This is a genomic window from uncultured Ralstonia sp., assembly GCA_913056305.1.
In the GTDB taxonomy this organism is placed as follows: domain Bacteria; phylum Pseudomonadota; class Gammaproteobacteria; order Burkholderiales; family Burkholderiaceae; genus Ralstonia.
In genome coordinates, this window is record CAJXMR010000082.1 from 1 (window position 1) to 18281 (window position 18281).

The following is an 18281-nucleotide window of genomic DNA, read 5'->3' on the forward strand; positions in this document are numbered from 1 at the left end:
GAAAGCCCTGAACCCGATCACAGTGCCGTTCTCTTAAGAAGGCGAGCTGATCTTCAGTCTGCACGCCCTCAGCCACGACTTCGAGGCTCAGGCTATGCGCCATGGCGATAATGGCGCTGACTATCGCCGCATCCTTCTTGTCATGGGTGACGCCGGCGATAAAGGAGCGGTCAATCTTGAGGCTATGTATGGGGAATCTGTTGAGATAGCCCAGGGAGGAGTAGCCGGAACCGAAATCATCTATCGAAATACGGATACCCATCTCAACCAAATCACGCAGTATCCCAATGGTAAAGTCAGCGTTCTGCATGGCAATTCCCTCAGTGATCTCCAGTTCCAGCCAGCGAGGATCCAGAGAGGTTTCCTTCAGCGTGTTAGCTATCGATTGAACCAGGCTTGGCTCCTTGAACTGGCGCGCCGACAGGTTCACCGCCATGCGAAGAGGGGGAAGGCCGGCATTCTGCCAGGATTTGTTCTGAGCAGAAGCGCCGCGCAGCACCCATTCGCCAAGCGAGACGATGAGGCCGGTCTCTTCCGCCAAGGGGATAAACTCATCTGGCCAGACGAGTCCGCGATCCGGATGTTGCCAGCGCACCAAGGCCTCCATGCCCACGATCTGGCTGGTATCCACGTCTGCCAGGGGCTGGTAATGCACCACGAACTCCTGGCGAGCCAGGGCGTTGCGCAGGGCATTCTCTTTGATCAATCGTTCGACGATATTTTGCGGAATCTTCCACATGCGTGCGAAGCGCTGATTAATGGGAATGGTATTGCCGGTTTCGGGGACCTTCCAACGGCGGGCGAAGTGGTGGTCCAGAGGGTCAACCTTACCAGCGCTATCGACTACCAGCATGCCGTCCTGCTCGGAATCGGGCGCGTACAGCTGCACCGACGAGCGGCCGATCAGGTGCCCGGCCTTGACCACGAACGTACCGCCCTCGGGCAGCGTCTGGCGCGCGGTGAGCGCAGCCTGCATGTCGTCGGCGATATACACATCGGCCAGCCAGTCCTGCAGCACGGCGCGAATGCCGGGCTCGGTCACCTGCACCAGCGACATCAGCGGACGCAGCCCCGCCGGTGCCTCGACCGGTCGTGCGGCCGGCGGCGGCGCATAGAACGCCAGCTTGGCCGGCGGTGCATCGGCGGCAAAGGCCTTGATCCAGTCGAGGTTGGAGACCTCCAGCGCGGACAGCTTCTCGCGCAGCACCGATTCCAGCGCCGGCTCCCAGCCCTGCTCGATCTGCAGCTTCTTCCAGACGCGCGGCAGTTCGCTCAACTCGTGCTTGGCGAGCCACGGCTGGACCTTGCCGTCGGTCTGCACGTTCTCCTGCAACTGCTTGAGCGCGGCGAGGCGCGCTTCCAGGTTGGCGATGGCGGCGGCTTCGGACTGCACACGGTCCTGCGCGGCACGGCGCGCGTCGTCGAGCTGCGGCAGTTGGGTTTCGGCGTCTTCCAGCGAGGCTTGCGCTTCGGCCAGGACCTCTTCCTGCTCGGCCAGTTCGGCGCGCAGCGTTTCGAGCTGCACGTCGTCGGGCTTGTCGAGGCCACCGGCTTCTTGCGTCAGGCGTTCGCGGCGCTGGTCCAGTTGCTGCAGGGCCTGGTCAGCATTGCGCTGGTGCGCGGCTTCGAGCTTGAGCGCCTGCTCCGATTGCAGGATGGCGGCGCGCTGGTCGTTGAGCGTGGTCTGCGCGTCGCGCCATTGGCCTTCCATGCCCGGCAGTTCGTCGGACTTGCGGGCGACTTCCTCGGCGGCCTGCGCGGCACGCTCCTCGGCCATGGCGAGCTCTTCTTCGGCGGCTGCCAGGTCGGCGTGGGCCTGCTCGCCCTGCGTGTGCCATTGGTCCTGCTGCGCGGTCAGCGTGGCGATCTGCTGCTGGATGCGGTTGCGCGATTCCACCACGTAGCGGATCTCGGCTTCCAGGCGGCTGACTTCGGCGTTGGCCTCGTACAGCGCGCCCTGCGCGGCGTGCATCGCATCGGACGACGCGTAGTGCGCGGCGCGCATGGTTTCCAGCTCGGCTTCGATATGGCGAAGCTGCGCGGTCTGCGCTTCGAGGTCGATCTGCGCCTGCTCGATGGCGCGCTGGTGGCGTTCCTGCTCCCCTTGCGCCTCGCGCTTGCGCAGCAGCCACAGCAGATGCTGCTTCTCTTCACCGTCGGCCTGCAGGGACTGGAAGCGCTGCGCGACTTCGGCCTGGCCTTCGAGCTTTTCGAGGTTGGTGCCGAGTTCGCGCAGGATGTCTTCCACGCGTGTGAGGTTCTCGCGCGTGTCGGACAGACGGTTTTCGGTCTCGCGGCGGCGTTCCTTGTACTTGGATACGCCTGCTGCCTCTTCCAGGAAGATCCGCATGTCATCGGGCTTGGCCTCGATGATGCGCGAGATCATCCCCTGCCCGATGATGGCGTAGGCGCGCGGCCCGAGGCCCGTGCCGAGGAAGATGTCCTGGATGTCGCGGCGGCGCACCGCCTGGTTGTTGATGAAGTACGACGATGTGCCGTCGCGGCTCAAGACGCGCTTTACCGCCACTTCGGCGTACTGGCTCCACTGGCCGGCGGCACGGCCTTCGGCGTTGTCGAACACGAGTTCGACGCTGGCGCGGCCGGACGGCTTGCGCTGGGTGGAGCCGTTGAAGATGACGTCCTGCATCGATTCGCCACGGAGTTCCGCGGCGCGTGATTCGCCGAGCACCCAGCGCACGGCGTCGATGATGTTGGATTTACCGCAACCGTTCGGGCCGACGATGCCGACGAGCTGGCCCGGTACGTGGAAATTGGTCGGATCGACGAAAGATTTGAAGCCTGCGAGCTTGATCGAAGAGAGGCGCACGTTGAGGTCGTCTCGAAGGGATCACTAAGAAGGATGGAGCGAGCGCCCGAGACATGCGCCGTCGCAATCACCCGGATACCGCACGGGCCCGGGATTGCAAGGCGCGCGCTGGGGCGCGGATGGCGTCATCATACCATCCGGCACCTGGGCCCCCGCCAACCAAATCGCTACAAAAATCGACGAAATTGGCGGCACCCGGCGCTGAATTGCTGCGGATTTGTAAGCAATTCCACCATCTGGATGGCTGCGTTCAGTCGGGGCGACGGGTGCGCGAGGGTTCCGGGCTGGCCAGCCATTCCAGCAAGGCTTTGTGCAGCGCAGCGGGGTCCTGAATCTGTGGCGCGTGGCCCGCGTCGGGAAGCTCCACCAGCGTTGCGCGCGGGATTGCCTTCACCGTCGCTCGCCCCAGTTCCGGATAGTTACCAAGCTGCGCCCGCACTTCCGGCGGCGCAATGTCCTTGGCGATGGCGGTGGTGTCTTTCTGGCCGATCAGCAGCAGCGTCCAGGGGCGCAGTTGGCCGAATTCATAGACGACCGGCTGGGTGTAGATCATGTCGTACAGCAGCGCCGAGTTCCACGCCACCAGGTCGCGCCCCGGGCCGCGATACATGCCAGCCAGCATCTGCACCCAGGGCTCGTAATCGGCACGCCACTGGCCGGCGTAATAGGTGGATTGCTCATAGGCACGGATACGTTCGGCCGAGGTCTGCTGCTCGCGTGCGAACCACTGGTCGACCGTCATCGGCGGCACGCCCTTGGCCTTCCAGTCTTCCAGGCCGATCGGGTTGATCATCACCAGCCGCGACACCTCGTGCGGATACATCAGCGCATAGCGCGTGGCCAGCATGCCGCCGGTCGAATGGCCGATCACGATGGCCTGCTGGATGCCGAGCGACGCCAGCAGCGCATGCGTGTTGCCGGCCAGTTGCTGGAACGAATATTGGTACGCGCGCGGTTTGCTCGATTTGCAAAAGCCGATCTGGTCCGGCGCGATCACGCGGTAGCCAGCGCCTGTCAGCGCCTGGATGGTGCCCTCCCACGTGGCCGCGCAGAAATTCTTGCCGTGCAGCAGCACCGCCACCTGGCCGTTGGGCTGCGCGGGCGGCACGTCCAGGTAGGCCATCTCCAGCGCGTTGCCCTGGGATTCGAACTTGAAGAGCTTGACCGGTGCCGGGTAGTCGAAGCCTTCGAGCCGGGGGCCATATGCCGGGCCGCTCTCGGCCGTCGCGGCACGGGCGGCGCCGGCTGCCAATGCCACGGCGGCAGCCAGCACAATGGAAATCGAACGAAGCAACAACTGCATGACTCCTTGTTTGGGCCGGGACGCCGATGCGCGTCTTATTTGCGCCGCACCAGCCCGGACAACGCGCCGGCCAGGATGATGCAGGCACCGCCCACCATCTCCTGCGCCGACAGCCGCTCCGCCGTCAGCAGCGCCGACGACGCCGCCGCCACCACAATCTCGAACAGCATCAGCAGCGCGGCGCGGTTGGCCGGCAGCCGCTGCAAACCGCGCTGCACCAAGGCGTTGCCGCCCACGAGCACGCAGGCCATGGCGAGCAGCAGCGCCCAGGTGTTCGTCTGCGTCATGGCTGCCGGCATCGCCTGCACACCGTCGAATACGATCGCGGCCGGCAAGCCCACCAGCGCACAGCCGGTAAAGACGACCACCGTTCGCATTTCCGGCCGCATGGTCGGATGGCGCTGTCCGGCCAGGCGCGAGAGCACGTTGTTGCACGCGAACGCCAACCCGGCAATCAGCCCCGCCCATTCCGCTGCCGAGCCCGGCCAGGGTGTGCCCGCCTGGCCCGACCACAGCATCAGCACCGCGCCCGCCAAGGCAAGCGCCAGCAACACACCGCCGCGCCACCCGAGCCGCTCGTACAGCCACAGGCGCGCCAGCAATGCCGTCCACACCGGCGTCAGATAGAACAGCAGCAGCACACGCATGACCGTGCCGTGCACCGTGCCCCAGACAAAGCCGGCATTGGTAATGCCCGCCGCCAGCCCGAGCGCCGGAATCAGCCACGACCACTGGAATGTGCTGAAGTGCCGACGCAGCACCACGGCCGCCAGCACGGCCGCCGCCGCGCCGGTCATTGTCGAGGCCAACATGCCGCCCAGCCCCCAGTCGGCCAACAGGCGGTACGGATACCAGGCAATCCCCCAGACCGAGGCACCCAGCAGGATGAACAGCGCGGCCGACCATTGCGGCTCGTGGTGGGCGGCGGTGTCCGCCGGGGAAGCAATCGATGTCATGTGACCAACAAAAAACGGCGGAAAAAGCCGCCGCGTCCAGCAAGGTGATGAGAAGGTCGACAAACGTTGACCGTATAATTCAGGGCTTCCCGCCAAGCGCCACGCTTGCCTACCCAACCGCCCCAGTACCGTGAATCCGCGCCTGTCCGCCCTGCAGCCGTATCCGTTCGAGAAACTGAAAGCGCTCGTCAAGGACGTGACGCCGAGCCCCGCGCACACGCCGATCAGCTTCGGCATCGGCGAGCCCAAGCACCCGACACCGGCCCTGGTGAAAGACGCGCTGACGGCCGCGCTCGGCGGGCTGGCGAATTATCCCACGACCCTCGGCTCCGATGCACTGCGACAGTGCATCGCCGCGTGGCTGGAGCGCCGCTACGGCCTGCCGAAAGTCGACCCGGCCACCGAGGTCATCCCTGTCAACGGCTCGCGCGAGGCGCTGTTCTCCTTCGCCCAGACCGTGATCGACGGCAGCAAGCCCGGCGCGCGCGTGCTGTGCCCGAACCCGTTCTACCAGATCTACGAGGGCTCGGCCCTGCTGGCCGGCGCGCAGCCGCTGTTTGCCAACAGCAACCCCGCGCGCAACTTCGCGCCCGATTACGACGCCATCACGCCGGAAGAGTGGCGCAACGTGCAGCTCGTCTTCGTGTGCAGCCCCGGCAACCCGACCGGCGCCGTGCTCACGCTGGAAGACTGGAAGCAGCTCTTCGCGCTGTCGGACGAATACGGCTTCGTGATTGCCTCGGACGAGTGCTATTCCGAAATCTATTTCGACGAGGCCAACCCGCCGCTGGGCGCGCTGCAGGCCGCGCAGCAACTCGGCCGTGGCTTCGAGCGCCTGGTGATGTTCTCCAGCCTGTCCAAGCGCTCCAACGTGCCGGGCATGCGCTCCGGCTTCGTGGCGGGAGACGCCAAACTGCTGAAGGCGTATCTGTTGTATCGCACGTATCACGGCAGCGCGATGAACCCGGCGGTGCAATCCGCTAGCATCGCCGCGTGGAACGACGAGACCCACGTGCGCGACAACCGTGCGCAGTACGTCAAGAAGTTCCAGTCCGTCACGCCGATGCTGGCCGAGGTGCTGGACGTGGCCCTGCCCGACGCGGCCTTCTACCTGTGGGCCAACGTCAAACGCACGGGCCTGTCGGACACCGAGTTCGCGCGCCAGTTGCTCGCCGCCAAGAACGTCGCCGTGCTGCCGGGCAGCTACCTCGCCCGCGAGGCGCACGGCACGAACCCAGGCCAGGACTACGTGCGCATCGCGCTGGTGGCCGGCGTGGACGAATGCCTGGAAGGCGCGCGCCGCATCGTCGAGTTCTGCCAGCAACGCTGATCCCCTTTCTGTTTCCTCTCCGAGAGCCAACAAGACCATGACGCAACAACTGCAATCCCTGATCGAACAAGCGTGGGAAGACCGCGCCAACCTGTCGCCCAAGGCCGCTCCGGCCGACGTCCGTGACGCTGTCGCCAACGTGATCGGCCAGCTCGATCAGGGCGCGCTGCGCGTGGCCGAGAAGAAGGACGGTGAGTGGACCGTCAACCAGTGGATCAAGAAGGCCGTGCTGCTGTCGTTCCGCCTGGAAGACAACACGCCGATGCCCGCCGGCGGCTTCACGCAGTTCTACGACAAGGTGCCGAGCAAGTTCGCCAGCTACACGGCGGAAGACTTTGCCAAGGGCGGCTTCCGCGTGGTGCCGCCGGCCGTGGCGCGCCGTGGCTCGTTCATCGCCAAGAACGCCGTGCTGATGCCCTCCTACGTCAACATCGGCGCCTACGTGGACGAAGGCACCATGGTCGACACCTGGGCCACCGTCGGTTCGTGCGCGCAGATCGGCAAGAACGTCCACCTGTCGGGCGGCGTGGGCATCGGTGGCGTGCTGGAGCCGCTGCAGGCCAACCCGGTCATCATCGAAGACAACTGCTTCATCGGTGCGCGCTCGGAAGTGGTGGAAGGCGTGATCGTTGAGGAAAACTCGGTGATCTCGATGGGCGTGTACCTGGGCCAGTCGACCAAGATCTACGACCGCGAAACCGGTGAAGTCAGCTACGGCCGCATCCCGGCGGGCTCGGTGGTGGTGGCGGGCAACCTGCCCTCGAAGGACGGCACGCACAGCCTGTACTGCGCCGTGATCGTCAAGAAGGTCGACGCCAAGACGCGCGCCAAGGTTGGCCTCAACGAGCTGCTGCGCGGCGACTAAGCAGGAACGGTGGGCGTGTCGTGTAGTCTCACCGGCACGCCAACCAACCAGCGCGCAGCGATGTCCGAACCGAACGCCGCCGGCACCCGCTTCGGCAAGCTGCGCCAACGCATCATGGGTCTTGATCCGAATACCATCGGTACCGTCTTGTCATTGCTGCCCACCATCCTGGAGCAGGCGAACAAGACCATCGACAAGTTCAAGAACCGCAAAAAGGCCGGCGCTGAACCCGCGCGTGCGGAAGGCGCACCGCCCGATCCGAATACCCGGATTGCCGAGCTGGAAAGCGCCATCCTGCAACAGGCCGAAGCCGTCAAGCTGCTGGCCGAGCAGCACGCCATCACCATCGACGCCCTGCGCGACGAAGCCGCGCGGCTCGAACGCCGCTTCAAGCGCATGACGTGGCTGGCCTTTGCCGGCTTTGTGCTGGCCGTCGCCGCCCTCGTCTTCGCCCAGCAAGCTCTCAGGCACTGACATCATGACCGCATCCCAAGCCGTACTGCACGGCATCCCCAACTGCGACACCGTCAAGAAGGCCCGCACGTGGCTCGAATCGAACGGCGTCGCCTACACCTTCCACGATTTCAAGAAACAGGGCGTGAGCGCCGACATGCTGGCCGGCTGGCTCAAGCATGTGCCGCTGGCCACGCTGCTCAACCGCAAGGGCACCACGTGGCGCGCGTTGTCGGATGCCGACAAGACGAAAGCCGAAGACGAAGCCGGCGCCATCGCGCTGATGCAGGCCAATCCGTCGCTGATCAAGCGGCCGGTGCTGGTGCATGCCGGCGACGTCAACGTCGGCTTCTCGGTGGACCAATACGCTGCCCTGTTCTAACTACAACGACACACCGTGACTACCATGTCGCCCACGCTTGCCCTCACTGAAGACCTGATCCGCCGCCGCTCCGTCACGCCCGAAGACAAGGGCTGCCAGGACGTGCTGATCGAACGCCTGACCGCCGCCGGCTTTGCCTGCGAAACCGTGGTCAGCGGCCCGGACCACTTCCGCGTGACCAACCTGTGGGCCGTCAAGCGCGGCCGCGCGGGCACCGACGGCAAGTTGCTCGTCTTCGCCGGCCACACCGACGTGGTGCCGACCGGCCCGCTCGAACAATGGCACTCCGACCCGTTCGAGCCCACCCACCGCGACGGCAAACTCTACGGCCGCGGCGCCGCCGACATGAAGACGTCGATCGCCGGCTTCGTGGTCGCATCGGAAGAATTCATCGCCAAGCACCCGGACCACGCCGGCTCGATCGGCTTCCTGATCACCAGCGACGAGGAAGGCCCAGCGCACGACGGCACCGTCAAGGTGTGCGACCTGCTGCGCGCACGCGGCGAGCGCCTGGACTACTGCGTGGTGGGTGAGCCGACCTCGGTGTCGACGCTCGGCGACATGGTCAAGAACGGGCGGCGCGGCTCGCTGTCGGGCAAGCTCACCGTCAACGGCGTGCAGGGCCACATCGCCTATCCGCACCTGGCCAAGAACCCGATCCACCTGGCCGCGCCGGCCCTGTCCGAACTGGCCGCCGCCAAGTGGGACGACGGCAACGAATACTTCCCGCCGACCACGTGGCAGATGTCGAACATCCACGGCGGCACGGGCGCGACCAACGTGATCCCCGGCCACGTCACCATCGACTTCAACTTCCGCTTCTCGACGGCCAGCACGCCCGATGGCCTGAAGGCCCGCGTGCAAGCCATCCTCGACGCGCACGGCCTCGACTACGCGCTCGACTGGACGCTGGGCGGCGAGCCCTTCCTGACCGAGCGCGGCGACCTGTCGGCCGCCCTGTCCTCCGCCATCCAGGCCGAGTGCGGCGTCGCCACCGAGCTGTCGACCACGGGCGGCACCTCCGACGGCCGCTTCATCGCCAAGCTGTGCCCGCAGGTGATCGAGTTCGGCCCGCCGAACGCGAGCATCCACAAGATCGACGAGCACGTCGAGGTGGCCTTCATCGAGCCGCTGAAGAACGTGTATCGCCGCGTGTTGGAAACGCTGGTCGCCTGAGGCTGCTCCGCATGGCCCGCAACGTAGAGATCAAGGCGCGTGTGCGCGACGTGGCGGCGCTGGTCGCCCGCGCCGCCGCCATTGCCGAGTCCGGTCCGCAGCGCATCGACCAGGACGACACCTTCTTCGCCTGCGCGAACGGGCGCCTGAAGCTGCGGCAGTTCTCGCCCGAGCGCGGCGAGCTGATCCACTACTTCCGCGCCAACAGCGCCGGCCCGCGCGTGTCGAACTACCACATCGTGCCGACCGCCGCGCCCGATGCGCTGCGCGACACGCTGGCCGCTGCCATGGGGATCGCCGGCCGCGTCATCAAAACGCGCCAGCTCTACCTCGCGGGCCAGACGCGCATCCACGTCGATGCCGTGCAAGACCTCGGCGATTTCGTCGAACTCGAAGTCGTGCTGCGCGATGACCAATCCGAAGACGACGGCGTGAAGATCGCCCACGCACTGATGCAAGCCCTCGGCATTGCCGAGACCGACCTGCTCGACGTCGCCTACGTCGACCTGCTGGCCGCCCAACAACGTTGAGCCACATCCCACCGAAAACATGACCACCCACACCCTGCCCGCCTCCCACCCCTTCACCACGGTGCGCGACCTGCTGCGCTACGCCGTCTCGCGCTTCACCGCCGCCAGCGTGGTCTTCGGCCACGGCAGCGAGAACGCCTACGACGAAGCCGCCTACCTGATCCTGCACACGCTGCACCTGCCGATCGACACGCTGGAGCCCTTCCTCGACGCGCGCCTGCTGCCCGAAGAGGTGGCCGCCGTGCTGCAGGTGATCGAGCGCCGCACGGTCGACCGCGTGCCCGCCGCCTACCTCACGCACGAGGCGTTCATGCACGGCATGCGCTTCTACGTGGACGAGCGCGTGATCGTGCCGCGCAGCTTCATCGGCGAATTGCTGGAAGAAGGCCTGGAGCCGTGGATCGACCAGGAAGACGGCCCGACCGACGTGCTGGAACTGTGCACCGGCTCCGGCTGCCTGGCGATCCTGGCCGCGCTGCAATGGCCGAACGCGAGCATCGACGCGGTGGACCTGTCGCCCGACGCGCTGGTGGTGGCCAATCGCAACGTCGACGACTACCGCCTGGAAGACCGCATCCGCCTGCACGAAGGCGATCTGTATGCCCCGCTGCCGCCGGGCGTGCACTACGACGTGATCCTGACCAACCCGCCGTACGTGAACGAAACCTCGATGCAGGCGCTGCCGCCCGAGTACCGCGCCGAGCCGCGCATGGCCCTGGCCGGCGGCAACGACGGCATGGACATCGTGCGCCGCATCCTGGCCGACGCGCCGCGCCACCTGAAGCCGCACGGCGTGCTGGTGGTGGAGATCGGCAACGAGCGCGAGAACGTCGAAGCGGCCTTCCCCGACCTCGACCTGATCTGGTTGCCGACCAGCGCGGGCGAAGACCAGGTGTTCCTGGTCACCCGCGAGGCGCTGTAACGGCGCGAGAAGCGCCGCGCGTGAGGGACCGACCTCCACGCGCAAAGCCCGAGGCCCGGAACGCGGGCCTTGTGGCTGCATGCACAAAGCTCCGGGCTTTGCGCGCAAGGCCCCAACCTCCAGCCGCAAAGCCCTGAAGCTCCAAACGCACGCCTGCGAGCTGCAATCGCAAAGCGCAAAGCTGTGCGCGCAAGGCGCAAAGCGCCGGCTTCAAAGCCCGCAAGCTCCAGTCGCAAATCTCCGAGCTGCCATCGCAAAGCGCAAAGCTCTGGCCGCAAAGCCCCAAGGCTCCAATCGCAAAGCTTTTAGCTCCAATCGCAAAGCGCCGAGCTTTGCGCGCAAGCCCCAAACCTCCGACGGCAACGCCCAGAGGCTCAACAACGCAAGCTTTCGGGCTCCAACCGCAAAGCGCAAAGCTGTGCGCGCAAGGCGTTAACCTCGGCGTGCAGAGCCCGACGCTCGGATTGCGCAGCCCAAACCGTTGCGCGTGGAGGTTGAGGCTTTGCGCTAAGGCGCAACCTCGTCACAAGCGTCTTTCACGACGCAGAGGGAGAACCGCTTATCGAACACCTGGCCGCTCGGACAGTGGTCCAGCGTGGCTTGCGACTGGGCATCGCAGGTGGCGTAGGCGCGCGTGCAGTTGGTCCGCACGGGCTGGTTGGGGCCACGATTGGTGCCGTCGTCAACGAGGTAGCGGCCGGACGCTGCCGGGCATTTGAAACCAGCGGCGGCCTTGGCCAGTTGTTCAGCGGCTTGCGCGACCTGGGGTGATGGCGGGCTGGACGGGTGGCGCTCGCATGCCGTCAGCGCAAGCGCACACAGCAGCGTGCTGAGCGTGAGCGCTCGGGTCATGGCAATCTCCTTCGAGAACTTCATGCCCGAAGTTTGACGCCGCCAAGGTCCGCCCGCAATGCTTCCTTTCAGCGCAGCATGAACGACATGGCCGAGAGGCTGTTGAGCATGCGCACGGCATGCTCGACCGAATCGGCGGCAAAGCGCAGCATGGTGCCGTCCACGCGCTCCAGGGCCGGCCATTGGCAGAACAGGTCGGCCAGTGCCGGCGTCTGCGTCTGCACGCGGCAGACGATGGGCGGCTGGATGCGCAACGGCATGCCGAAGTGCCCGCGCTGCACCGCCGAACGCACCGCCGCCAGGATCGCGTCGCACGACTTCTCCGACGACAGCGACATCCCCGCGTTCATGCCCTCGGCCTGCTTGGTCTCCACGAAGGTGGTGTGCGGCAGCAGCGGCAGGGTTTCCTTGACGAACACGTCATCGCCGCTGGCCACGGCCACCGGCACCCCGCGCTCGCCGGCCAGCGCACCGTAGATGCCCGCCTCGCCCAGCTCCTGCTCGTTGAGCCACACCCGCGTGAACGCGAAGCTGTTGATGGTATGCGCCAGCGTGCCCCGGCTGCCGGCGCGCGCGTGGTAGCCGATCATGCAGACGGCGTCGCAGCCATCGATGCCGGCCATCATGCCGAGGTAGCGCGGCTTGCCGAGCACGAAACGCGCGCGCGAATCCATCCAGTCCGGCACGAGATTACGGAAGCCGCCGTGCGAATCGTTGACGATGACTTCGGTGGCGCCGCCCTCGAAGGCACCGCGCACGGCGGCGTCGGCCTCGGCGGTCATCCAGCGGCGGGCGCGTTCGTATTCGCCGTTGCCGGCGCGGGTCTGTTCAGGGTGGAAGACGTTGGCGACGCCTTCGATGTCGGCGGAGATCAGGATGCGCATGGGTTACAGCAGTTCAGTCAGGGCGCGGCGGACGTGACCGTCGCGGCCCGTTACGGTTTCGGCGTGGAAGAGTGCGTGGACGATGGCTTGCTCGACGCTGTCGGCTGCTGCCTGGAACAGCGGATCGAGGTGCGCCTCGTGCGTCATGGCGACGGCCGGCATCGGCCGCGTGCCGAGGTGCGGCACGGTGTAAGCGGTGGAGAACGCCAGCGCGATGTCGCCGCTGCCGTGGCCGTACACCGAGCCGGTACGCGCCAGGCCCGCCCCCGCGCGCAGCGCAAGGCGGCGCAGTTGGCGCGCATCCAGCGGCGCATCGGTGGCCAGCACCATGATGATCGAGCCCTTCTCTGGCTCAGCCACTGCCGCAGCCAGCGCACGGGCGAGTGCCGGGCCGACGTGCTTGCCGGCAAGTGTCAGGTTTGCCGTCACGCCAAAGTTGGACAGCACCAGCGCGCCAACGGTCCGCTGCGCGCCATCGGCCAACGTCACCACGCGCGAGGCCGAACCGATGCCGCCCTTCACGCCGAACGACGACATGCCGCGCCCGGCGCCGATGGCCCCTTGCGCGACGTCCGCACCTGCAGCCGCGTAGGCCGCGTTGTAGTGCACGTCGCCCACGGCAAACGCCTGCAGGTCGTTCAGGTAGCCGTCGTTGCACTCGAACACGAGCGGGTTGACGGTCGACCATTGGCGGCCGATCTGCGGATTGGCCTCGACAGCCTGAAGGATCTGCGCCTGCGCCACCGCGCCAACGGCAAAGGTGTTGGTCAGCGCGATCGGCGTTTCCAGCACGCCGAGTTCCTCCACCTGCACCAGCCCGACGCTCTTGCCGAAGCCGTTGATGACGGCGCAGGCGGCCGGCACCTTGTCGAGAAACGGGTCGCCAGCATGCGGGCGCACCACGGTCACGCCGGTCTGGAGATCGCCGCCGGCCAGCGTGGCGTGGCCGACTGTCACGCCGGCCACATCGGTAATGCTGTTGCGCGGCCCCGCCGGCAGCGTGCCGATACTCGGAACGTCCATGCTCATCTCAACGGCGGTCGATCTTCGGGTCCAGCGCGTCGCGCAGGCCGTCGCCCAGCAGGTTGAACGCGAGCACCGTCAGGAAGATGGCCAGGCTCGGGAAGATCGCCACGTGCGGCGCCGTCACCATGTCGGCGCGCGCTTCGTTGAGCATGGCGCCCCACTCCGGCGTGGGCGGCTGCGCGCCCAGGCCCAAGAAGGACAGGCTGGCCGCCGTGATGATCGAGGTGCCGATCCGCATCGAGAAGTACACGACGATGGACGAGATCGTGCCCGGCAGGATGTGCCGCATGATGATGGTCCAGTCCGACGCGCCGATGCTGCGGGCGGCCTCGACATAGGTCAGGTGCTTGAGCATCAGCGTATTGCCGCGCACCAGCCGCGCGAAGGCCGGGATGCTGAACACCGCCACGGCAAAGATCACGTTGGACATGCCGCTGCCCAGGATGGCCACGATGCCGATCGCCAGCAGGATGCCGGGGAAGGCGAACAGCACGTCGCAGATGCGCATGACGATGCGGTCCCACCAGCCTTCGTAGTAGCCGGCCAGCAGGCCGAGCACCGTGCCGATGATGGCGCCGATGATGACGGAGAAGAAGCCCGCCTCCAGCGAGATGCGCGTGCCCATCACGATGCGGCTGAAGATGTCGCGGCCGAGCGAATCGACGCCGAACCAGTGCTGCGCGGACGGCCCGGCGTTGAGCGCGTCGTAGTCGAAATAGTTTTCCGGATCGAACGGCACGAGGTGCGGGGCGAGGATCGCCACCAGCACCAGCCCGATCACGAACGCACCCGCGCCCAGCGCCAGATGCTGCTTGCGGAACTTGCGCCAGAACTCGCTCCAGGGCGTGCGGACCGGTTCGGTGGCGGCTTGCGGGACGACCGCCGGAGTGGATGCCTGCGTCATGGTGGCCTCCTTATTTGTAGCGGATGGTCGGGTTGATCACGGTGTACAGCACGTCCACCACCAGGTTGATCAGGATGAACTCCAGCGAGAACAGCAGCACCTCGGCCTGGATGACCGGGTAGTCGCGCATCTCCACCGCATCCACCAGCAGGCGCCCGAGGCCCGGCCAGTTGAACACCTTCTCCACCACGATCGAGCCGCCCAGCAGGAAGCCAAACTGCAGGCCCATCATGGTCACGACGGGGATCATCGCGTTGCGCAGGCAATGCTTGATGACCACCACCGTCTCGCGCACGCCCTTGGCGCGGGCCGTGCGCACGAAATCTTCCTGCAGCACCTCGACGAACGACGCTCGCGTGAAGCGCGCCATCACGGCGGCCACGGCGGCGCCCAGCGTGATCGAGGGCAGGATGTAGTGCTTCCAGCTGTCGGCGCCGATGGAGGGCAGCCAGCCTAGCTGCACGGAAAACACTTCCATCAAGAGCATGCCGAGCGCGAAAGCAGGGAACGAGATGCCCGACACTGCCAGCGTCATACCCAGGCGATCCGGCCACTTGTTGCGCCACACGGCCGACACGATGCCGATCGCCATGCCAAAGATGACGGCCCACACCATGCTGGCAATCGTCAGGTTGAGCGTGGGCAGGAAGCGGTCGCCGATCTCTTCGCTCACCGGGCGCTTGGTCCGGATCGAGTTGCCGAACTCGCCGCGCACGGCATTGGCGAAGAAGTGCACGAACTGCTCGTGTATCGGCTTGTCCAGGCCCAGGTCGCGGCGCACCAGGTCGACGGTGGCTTCGTCGGCATCGGCGCCGGCGGCCAGGCGCGCCGGATCACCCGGCAGCAGGTGCACGAACATAAACACCAGCACCGCTACGATCAGCAGCGTCGGGATCACGCCCAGCACACGTTTGAGGAAGTAATTCAGCATGGCAATCCACCACAGGCGGAAAAATCGGCGGCCCGCATGCAACGTTCGCGCGCGGGCCGGTATAGCGTTAAGGCATCACTGCTTGATGTCGATGTCGTCGAAGCTGAACGAGCCGTCCGGCGCCACGTAGGCACCCGACAGGCGCTTGGCACGCGCGTAGACGATCTTCTCCGTGATCAGGAAGACCCAGGGAGCGTCTTCCCAGATGCGCTTCTGCGCGTCGGTGTAGAGCTTGGTCTTCTCGGCACGGTCGGTCGTGCGCAGCGCACCGGCGATGTCGGCATCAACCTGGTCGTTCTTGTAGTACGCCGTGTTCAGCTGCTTGGGCGGCATCGCCTCGGAAGCCAGCAGCGGACGGATGGCCCAGTCGGATTCACCCGTCGACGACGACCAGCCCGTGTAGTACATGCGCACGCCGGCATCTTCCGGCTTCTGCACGCTCTCGACCTTCTCGACACGCTGGCCGGCTTCCAGCGCCTGCACCTGCGCCTTGATGCCGACCTGCGCCAGCTGCTGCTGCACGAACTGGATGATCTTCTGCGCCGTGGTGTGGTTGTAGGCCGACCACAGTTGCGTCTCGAAGCCGTTCGGGTAGCCCGCTTCCTTGAGCAGCTCGCGCGCCTTGGCCGGGTTGTACGGCCACGGGCCCAGCTTGACGGCGTAGTCCACGCCCGGCGGCACCACGCCCTCGGACGGCACGGCGTAACCGGCAAACGCCACCTTGGTCAGCGCGTCCTTGTTGATGGCGTAGTTGATGGCTTGGCGCACCTTCGGGTTGTCGAACGGCTTCACGTGGGTGTTGAACGTGACATAGCGCTGGATGATCGACGGCGCGGCAATCAGGTCCACCTTCGGGCTGCTCTTGAGCACGGCAGCCTGCTCGAACGGGATGCTGAAGGCGAAGTCAGCCTCGCCCGTCTGCATGACGGTGGCGCGGGTGTTGTTGTCGACCACCGGCTTCCAGGTGATGGTGTCGATCTTCGGCAGGCCATGCTTCCAGTAGCCGTCGAATTTCTTGCCCTTCAGGTAGTCGGTCTGCTTCCACTCGACAAACTCGAACGGCCCGGTGCCGACCGGGTGGAAGGCGATGTCCTTGCCGTACTTCTGCAGCGCGGTGGGCGAGATCATCGCCGCCGACGGGTGCGCCAGCACGTTGATGAACGGCGAGAACGGCTCCTTGAGCGTCACGCGGGCGGTGTTCGCATCCACCACCTCGGTCTTGGCCACGCGGTTGAACAGCGTGTAGCGCTTGAGCTTGTTGGCCGGGTTGGTCACGCGGTCCAGGTTGGCCTTGACGGCCGTGGCGTCGAACGTGGTGCCGTCGTGGAACTTGACGCCCTTTTTCAGCTTGAACGTGTAGACCAGGCCGTCCTTGCTCACGTCATAGCTTTCGCACAGCACATTGACCAGCTTCATGTCCTTGTCGAAGCCGAACAGGCCTTGATAGAACGACTTGGCGGCGCTGAACGACAGCGTGTCGTTGGCGTCGTACGGGTCCATCGTGGTGAAGGTCGAGTAGACCGCCATCACGGCGTCCTTGGCGGCAAACGCGGGCATCGTGAATGCGGCCAGCGCAAGGCCGCCGGCGAGCATCGCGGCACGCGGGCCGACTGCAAATCGATTGAACATTTCCTTCCTCCTCATCAAAGGTTCGACAGGTTCACTGCATTCAATACGCGCCGCCGATGGAATGGCGGGCAACAAAGTGGTCTGGCGCCACTTGCACCAAGGGCTGCACCACCGGCAAATCGTCGATGGCGCGGATCGGGCTGGGGATCTCGTGCGTGGACAGTTCACGCTTGAGGTGGCGGCGCGCCGGGTCCGCAATCGGCACGGCCGACATCAGCTTCTTCGTGTACGGGTGCTGCGGGTTCTCGAAGATCGCGCGGCGCGGGCCGATCTCGACGATCTGGCCCAGGTACATCACTGCCACGCGGTGGCTGATGCGCTCCACCACCGCCATGTCGTGCGAGATGAACAGGAAGGCGATGCCGAACTCCTTCTGCAGGTCGAGCATCAGGTTGACGATCTGCGCCTGGATCGACACGTCCAGCGCCGAGACCGACTCGTCCGCAATCACCACCTTCGGGTTCAGTGCCAGTGCGCGCGCAATGCAGATGCGCTGGCGCTGCCCGCCCGAGAACTCGTGCGGGTAGCGCGACGCATGCGCGGCCTGCAGGCCCACCTTGTCGAGCAGCCACTCCACGCGTTGCTGGGCCTCCTTACCGGACGCCACCTTGTGCACCAGCAGCGGCTCCATGATGGAGTAGCCGACCGGCACGCGCGGGTCCAGCGAGGCGAACGGGTCCTGGAAGATGAACTGGATGTTCCGGCGCAGCGTCTGGAGCGCGTGGCCCTTCAGCGCGCCGATGTTCTGGCCGGCGAATTCGATGCTGCCGCTCTGGCTTTCCACCAGACGCAGGAGGGATCGTCCCGTCGTCGACTTGCCGCAGCCCGACTCGCCGACCAGCGCCAACGTCTCACCCGGGTAGAGATCGAAACTGACCTGCTCCACCGCATGCACCCGGCGCGTGACGCGGCCGAAGAGGCCGGCGGGCACGTCAAAGCGCGTGATCAGGTCGCGCACGCGCAGGATCGGCTGACCCTCGTGCGAGGCCTGCGGCTGCGGCGTGGTATCGACCGGCACGCCGGTGCCGTCCACGCGCACCAGCGGGAAGCGCGCCGGGCCGTCGGTGCCCTGCATCGCGCCGAGCTGCGGCACGGCGGAGAGCAGCGCGCGCGTGTACGGGTGCGCCGGCTGCGCAAACACCGTCTGCGACGGGCCCTCTTCCACGCGATCGCCCTTGTACATCACCAGCACGCGGTCGGCCACTTCCGCCACCACACCCATGTCGTGCGTGATGAACACCACGGCCATGTGCAGCTCCTGCTGCAGCGCGCGGATCAGTTGCAGGATTTCCGCCTGGATGGTCACGTCCA

At 66.1% G+C, this 18281-nt stretch carries 17 protein-coding genes; 7 read left to right on the forward strand and 10 right to left on the reverse strand.

Annotated features, from left to right (window positions below; genetic code table 11):
* The 3 genes from smc to QZ609_RS14190 all read right to left on the reverse strand — a co-directional run.
* On the reverse strand, positions 1 to 2827 hold a 2827-nt coding region (gene smc / locus QZ609_RS14180; protein ID WP_295495828.1), incomplete at its 3' end, for a chromosome segregation protein SMC.
* Positions 2828 to 3077: 250 nt separating this feature from the next.
* Positions 3078 to 4130 (reverse strand): alpha/beta hydrolase, encoded by a 1053-nt coding sequence (locus tag QZ609_RS14185; RefSeq protein ID WP_295495831.1) that lies wholly within the window; start codon positions 4128 to 4130, stop codon positions 3078 to 3080.
* A 35-nt stretch (positions 4131 to 4165) separates the two neighbouring features.
* Positions 4166 to 5086, reverse strand: coding sequence for a DMT family transporter (locus QZ609_RS14190; protein WP_295495834.1), 921 nt, complete (start codon positions 5084 to 5086; stop codon positions 4166 to 4168).
* 130 nt (positions 5087 to 5216) lie between these two features.
* Here QZ609_RS14190 and dapC point away from each other — a divergent pair, with 130 nt between their 5' ends.
* Genes dapC through prmB form a run of 7 tightly spaced genes read left to right on the forward strand, consistent with a single transcriptional unit; the run spans position 5217 to position 10744 of the window.
* Positions 5217 to 6416 carry a succinyldiaminopimelate transaminase gene (gene dapC / locus QZ609_RS14195; protein WP_295495836.1) on the forward strand — a complete coding sequence of 400 codons (1200 nt, stop codon included), beginning with the start codon at positions 5217 to 5219 and terminating at the stop codon, positions 6414 to 6416.
* 37 nt (positions 6417 to 6453) lie between these two features.
* Positions 6454 to 7281, forward strand: a complete 828-nt coding sequence (gene dapD / locus QZ609_RS14200) for a 2,3,4,5-tetrahydropyridine-2,6-dicarboxylate N-succinyltransferase (RefSeq protein ID WP_295495838.1) — start codon at positions 6454 to 6456, stop codon at positions 7279 to 7281.
* Positions 7282 to 7341: 60 nt separating this feature from the next.
* The gene (locus tag QZ609_RS14205) at positions 7342 to 7755 is read left to right on the forward strand and encodes a hypothetical protein (RefSeq protein ID WP_295495840.1); all 414 of its coding nucleotides are present in this window, start codon (positions 7342 to 7344) and stop codon (positions 7753 to 7755) included.
* Between the two features lie 4 nt (positions 7756 to 7759).
* On the forward strand, positions 7760 to 8116 hold the full coding sequence (locus QZ609_RS14210) for an arsenate reductase (RefSeq protein WP_295495843.1): 357 nt from the start codon (positions 7760 to 7762) through the stop codon (positions 8114 to 8116).
* A 24-nt stretch (positions 8117 to 8140) separates the two neighbouring features.
* Positions 8141 to 9292, forward strand: a complete 1152-nt coding sequence (gene dapE / locus QZ609_RS14215; protein ID WP_295495858.1) for a succinyl-diaminopimelate desuccinylase — start codon at positions 8141 to 8143, stop codon at positions 9290 to 9292.
* An 11-nt stretch (positions 9293 to 9303) separates the two neighbouring features.
* Positions 9304 to 9822, forward strand: a complete 519-nt coding sequence (locus QZ609_RS14220; RefSeq protein WP_295495846.1) for a class IV adenylate cyclase — start codon at positions 9304 to 9306, stop codon at positions 9820 to 9822.
* Between the two features lie 19 nt (positions 9823 to 9841).
* Positions 9842 to 10744: a 50S ribosomal protein L3 N(5)-glutamine methyltransferase gene (gene prmB, locus QZ609_RS14225; RefSeq protein ID WP_295495848.1), complete on the forward strand. Its 903-nt coding sequence runs from the start codon at positions 9842 to 9844 to the stop codon at positions 10742 to 10744.
* Positions 10745 to 11251: 507 nt separating this feature from the next.
* Here the strand turns inward: prmB and QZ609_RS14230 are convergent.
* The 7 genes from QZ609_RS14230 to QZ609_RS14260 form a co-directional block, all read right to left on the reverse strand.
* Positions 11252 to 11596: a chitin-binding domain-containing protein gene (locus QZ609_RS14230; RefSeq protein ID WP_295495851.1), complete on the reverse strand. Its 345-nt coding sequence runs from the start codon at positions 11594 to 11596 to the stop codon at positions 11252 to 11254.
* A gap of 68 nt (positions 11597 to 11664) precedes the next feature.
* Positions 11665 to 12480 (reverse strand): M55 family metallopeptidase, encoded by an 816-nt coding sequence (locus tag QZ609_RS14235; protein WP_295495852.1) that lies wholly within the window; start codon positions 12478 to 12480, stop codon positions 11665 to 11667.
* A 3-nt stretch (positions 12481 to 12483) separates the two neighbouring features.
* Positions 12484 to 13509 (reverse strand): P1 family peptidase, encoded by a 1026-nt coding sequence (locus QZ609_RS14240; protein WP_295495853.1) that lies wholly within the window; start codon positions 13507 to 13509, stop codon positions 12484 to 12486.
* A 1-nt stretch (position 13510) separates the two neighbouring features.
* Positions 13511 to 14410, reverse strand: coding sequence for a glutathione ABC transporter permease GsiD (gsiD, locus tag QZ609_RS14245; protein ID WP_295495854.1), 900 nt, complete (start codon positions 14408 to 14410; stop codon positions 13511 to 13513).
* Positions 14411 to 14420: 10 nt separating this feature from the next.
* Positions 14421 to 15341: a glutathione ABC transporter permease GsiC gene (gsiC, locus tag QZ609_RS14250; protein WP_295495855.1), complete on the reverse strand. Its 921-nt coding sequence runs from the start codon at positions 15339 to 15341 to the stop codon at positions 14421 to 14423.
* A gap of 75 nt (positions 15342 to 15416) precedes the next feature.
* Complete coding sequence (gsiB, locus tag QZ609_RS14255; protein WP_295495856.1) at positions 15417 to 16970, reverse strand: glutathione ABC transporter substrate-binding protein GsiB; 1554 nt, start codon at positions 16968 to 16970, stop codon at positions 15417 to 15419.
* A gap of 40 nt (positions 16971 to 17010) precedes the next feature.
* A partial coding sequence (locus QZ609_RS14260) for a dipeptide ABC transporter ATP-binding protein (RefSeq protein ID WP_295495857.1) occupies positions 17011 to 18281 on the reverse strand: 1271 nt, incomplete at its 5' end.

Excerpts from the sequence above, each read along its gene's own strand:
- QZ609_RS14235 (WP_295495852.1), bottom strand. The coding sequence starts at position 12,480 with ATGCGCATCCTGATCTCCGCCGACATCGAAGGCGTCGCCAACGTCTTC.
- prmB (WP_295495848.1), top strand. The coding sequence starts at position 9,842 with ATGACCACCCACACCCTGCCCGCCTCCCACCCCTTCACCACGGTGCGC.
- QZ609_RS14185 (WP_295495831.1), bottom strand. The coding sequence starts at position 4,130 with ATGCAGTTGTTGCTTCGTTCGATTTCCATTGTGCTGGCTGCCGCCGTG.
- gsiC (WP_295495855.1), bottom strand. The coding sequence starts at position 15,341 with ATGCTGAATTACTTCCTCAAACGTGTGCTGGGCGTGATCCCGACGCTG.
- dapE (WP_295495858.1), top strand. The coding sequence starts at position 8,141 with ATGTCGCCCACGCTTGCCCTCACTGAAGACCTGATCCGCCGCCGCTCC.
- QZ609_RS14205 (WP_295495840.1), top strand. The coding sequence starts at position 7,342 with ATGTCCGAACCGAACGCCGCCGGCACCCGCTTCGGCAAGCTGCGCCAA.
- QZ609_RS14210 (WP_295495843.1), top strand. The coding sequence starts at position 7,760 with ATGACCGCATCCCAAGCCGTACTGCACGGCATCCCCAACTGCGACACC.
- gsiD (WP_295495854.1), bottom strand. The coding sequence starts at position 14,410 with ATGACGCAGGCATCCACTCCGGCGGTCGTCCCGCAAGCCGCCACCGAA.
- QZ609_RS14240 (WP_295495853.1), bottom strand. The coding sequence starts at position 13,509 with ATGAGCATGGACGTTCCGAGTATCGGCACGCTGCCGGCGGGGCCGCGC.
- QZ609_RS14220 (WP_295495846.1), top strand. The coding sequence starts at position 9,304 with ATGGCCCGCAACGTAGAGATCAAGGCGCGTGTGCGCGACGTGGCGGCG.
- gsiB (WP_295495856.1), bottom strand. The coding sequence starts at position 16,970 with ATGTTCAATCGATTTGCAGTCGGCCCGCGTGCCGCGATGCTCGCCGGC.
- QZ609_RS14230 (WP_295495851.1), bottom strand. The coding sequence starts at position 11,596 with ATGACCCGAGCGCTCACGCTCAGCACGCTGCTGTGTGCGCTTGCGCTG.
- QZ609_RS14190 (WP_295495834.1), bottom strand. The coding sequence starts at position 5,086 with ATGACATCGATTGCTTCCCCGGCGGACACCGCCGCCCACCACGAGCCG.
- dapD (WP_295495838.1), top strand. The coding sequence starts at position 6,454 with ATGACGCAACAACTGCAATCCCTGATCGAACAAGCGTGGGAAGACCGC.